Here is a 2,844-nt window from a genome sequence, read left to right as displayed (position 1 = left end):
CCGCGCGCGTAGTCGGCCCGCGCCTGCGGCGTGGCGCGCTCGGCCAGCCAGCGCGCCACGCCCAGGCGCTCCACGGCGGTGGCGAACGATTCATTGAACAGCGTGTCGCCATGGGCGTACACGACCTGGTGCGCCAGCTCGTGGAAGAGCAGCCGCACGAACTCGCCCTCGGGCCAGCCGATGAAGGTGTTGAGCAGCGGGTCGCCGCCCGCCCAGTTCATGTAGCCCAGGGTGGAATACGCCGGCACGCCGTACACGCCCACCTCCAGGCCCTCGGTGGCCAGCCGCGCCGCCTCGGCGCGCGCATCGGCCTCGTTGAAATAGCCGCGGTAGCCGATGCACCCCGTGATCGGAAAGCACCAGCGGTGCAGCGTGAGCGAATCGGGCGGCGCGGCCACCACGTTCCACACGGCCGCGCGGCGGCCCAGGTCGGCATAGCGGCGGTAGCTGGCGTTGTCGGGCAGCGCCAGCTCGGTCACGGCGAAGCGCCGGGCCTCCTGTGCCAGCTGCAGGCGATCGCGCAGCGGCTGCGAGGTGTCGCCCCGCGCGAGCCACGTGTCGATGGGTTCGGCCGCGTGCATGAGCTGCAGGTGCCCGCGCACCGACTGCCAGTAGTACGCCAGCGACTGCCCCGTGCTGGCGCAGCCGGAGAGCAGGAGCGAGGCGGCCAGCAGCAGGGGGCGAGGCGACCGCAAGGGTGACGGGGGAAAGGGTGGCAGGGGCATTCGGCAATGGGTCGACGGTCGGTGGGCCAAGGATAGCGAAAGCCATTGTTCGCCGCCGGGTGCCCCCGCGTTCGGGGCGCGGGCAGAATCCCGGCATGCCCGCCCCTCTTTCCGCTCCCGTTTCCGCCCACCCGTCTTCCAGCCCGGACAGTGGCCTGTTCACCGACGAGGCCGGATGCGCCCGCTGCCAATGGTGCAGCGCCACGCCGCTGTACCGCCACTACCACGACCATGAATGGGGCTTTCCGGTCGCGGACGACCGGCGCCTGTATGAAAAGCTGTGTCTGGAAGGCTTTCAGGCGGGCCTGAGCTGGCTCACCATCCTGAACAAGCGCGAAGCCTTCCGCGCGGGGTTTGCCCATTTCGATGCCGAGCAGGTGGCGCGCTTCGGTGCGGCCGACGTGCAGCGGCTGCTGGGCGATGCCGGCATCGTGCGCCACCGCGGCAAGATCGAGTCGGCCATCCAGAACGCGCAGCGCGTGCTGGAGCTGCGCCGCGAGTTCGGCTCGCTGGCGCACTACGTGTGGCGTTTCGCCCCGGCCGCCGCCGAGGGGCGCCCCGGCCGCATCACGCTGGAGTCGGTGCGCGCCATGCCCACCACGCCGGCTTCGGTGGCGATGTCCAAGGACTTGAAAAAGCGGGGTTTCAGCTTCGTCGGCCCCACCACGGTCTATGCCTTCATGCAGGCCATGGGGCTGGTCAACGACCACTTCGAAGGCTGCAGCGTGCGCGCGGCGGCCGAGGCGGCGCGTGCGGCGTTCGTGGTGCCCGGTCCGGGCTGATCACCGGGCCGCGGGCTACACCACGGTGTCGGAGCGGATCACGATGCGGTCGAAGCCCAGGTGCTGCATGCATTCGCGCAGGATGAGCAGCGTGGCGGCGAAGGCGGAGCCCTCGGGCAGGCCCTCCTGGGCGGGCGGGCGGCCCAGGGCCACCGAGACCAGGCGGTTGAAGGTGCGCTCCACGGCATCGAGCGGCAGGGTCATCTCGGGCTGGGCTTCGATGCCGGCCGCCAGCGCCACCTGGCGGATGCCGGCATCGGCCGTGTAGAGCGTGGTGCCCGGCGGCAGCACCGCGTGCACGGGCATCACGGCCTCTTCCACCACCTGGATGGCGTGCTCCAGTTCGCCCTCGGCCGGGGGATCGTGGCGAAAGCAGGCGGCGGCCGTGGCGTAGTAGCCCACTTCCAGGGTGCGCAGCAGCCGGGCCTGGGCCTGGGTGCCGCTGGCGATGGACGAGTGGCCCGCTCCGATGCGCAGCGCCGTGATGGGGCTTCCGGCCAGCGGGCCCGCCTGCAACGCCTGGTACAGGGCGCCGGCGTCGTTCGGTGAAAGGTGGGTGGACATGGTGCGGTCCCGGCAGGTGGAAAGGGTGGATCGATTGTGCCCTTTGCCGCAGGCCATGGGGGCCCTGGCGGGTCAGTGGCCTGGATCGGCGGGCCGCCTGGGACGGCCGATGGCAGCCCCCGCCCCGGCGGCGCGCAGGAGGCGCCGGAAGGTGGGGCATTCCATGTGGCTGGGGGCCTTGCAGCGCGCGGCGTGCTGCAGCCCGTCGCGCATGGCGGTGAGCTGGCGGATGGTGGTGTCCAGGTCGTCGGCCTGGGCCAGGAGCCGGTCGCGGTCGATGCGCGGCTGGCCGTCGGGGCCGAACATCTGCCCGATGGCGTCGAGCGAGAAGCCGGCCGCCCGCCCGAGCGCGACGAGCGCGAGACGCTCCACCACGCCCGCATCGAACAGCCGCCGCAGGCCGTGCCGCCCGACGGAGGCGATCAGGCCTTTTTCTTCGTAGAAGCGCAGCGTCGATGCCGGCAGGCCCGAACGGCGTGCCACCTCGGCGATGTCCAGGATCTCCATGGGCTTGACCTCAAGTCGGCTTGAAGTCGCACAGTCTAGCTTTCACTCCCTTTCCAGGCACCCAGGAAGCCGCCATGAACCCACCCCTTTCGATCGATTCCCCGCAAGCCGCGCTCTGGAACGGCGCCGCCGGCCACGCCTGGGTGCAGGCGCAGCCCCTGCTCGACCGCATGTTCGCGCCCTTCGAGGCCCTGCTCGCCGAGGCGGCCGACGCCCCTGGCGCGGGGCCCGGCATGCAGGTGCTCGACATCGGCTGCGGCACCGGG

General features: G+C 71.7%; 4 protein-coding genes and 1 pseudogene. 2 read left to right on the top strand and 3 right to left on the bottom strand.

Annotated features, from left to right (window positions below; all coding sequences use genetic code 11):
• Positions 1-725 (bottom strand): aminopeptidase (locus tag AC27KI_RS22125; RefSeq protein ID WP_487115857.1); only part of this gene is annotated, 725 nt, incomplete at its 3' end.
• A gap of 95 nt (positions 726-820) precedes the next feature.
• Between AC27KI_RS22125 and AC27KI_RS22120 the strand changes: the two genes are divergently transcribed.
• Positions 821-1,507, top strand: a complete 687-nt coding sequence (locus AC27KI_RS22120) for a DNA-3-methyladenine glycosylase I (RefSeq protein ID WP_317355217.1) — start codon at positions 821-823, stop codon at positions 1,505-1,507.
• Between the two features lie 15 nt (positions 1,508-1,522).
• On the opposite strand, the gene AC27KI_RS22115 is transcribed toward AC27KI_RS22120, so the two are convergent.
• The gene (locus AC27KI_RS22115; RefSeq protein WP_284427181.1) at positions 1,523-2,071 is read right to left on the bottom strand and encodes a hypothetical protein; all 549 of its coding nucleotides are present in this window, start codon (positions 2,069-2,071) and stop codon (positions 1,523-1,525) included.
• Positions 2,072-2,143: 72 nt separating this feature from the next.
• Positions 2,144-2,578, bottom strand: coding sequence for a helix-turn-helix domain-containing protein (locus AC27KI_RS22110; RefSeq protein WP_284431654.1), 435 nt, complete (start codon positions 2,576-2,578; stop codon positions 2,144-2,146).
• A 74-nt stretch (positions 2,579-2,652) separates the two neighbouring features.
• Here AC27KI_RS22110 and AC27KI_RS22105 point away from each other — a divergent pair.
• A pseudogene (locus tag AC27KI_RS22105) lies at positions 2,653-2,844 on the top strand (SAM-dependent methyltransferase); the annotation flags it as partial.

The organism is Acidovorax sp. KPB24-03, from assembly GCF_057546605.1.
This window is presented reverse-complemented; position numbering and strand designations above follow the sequence as displayed.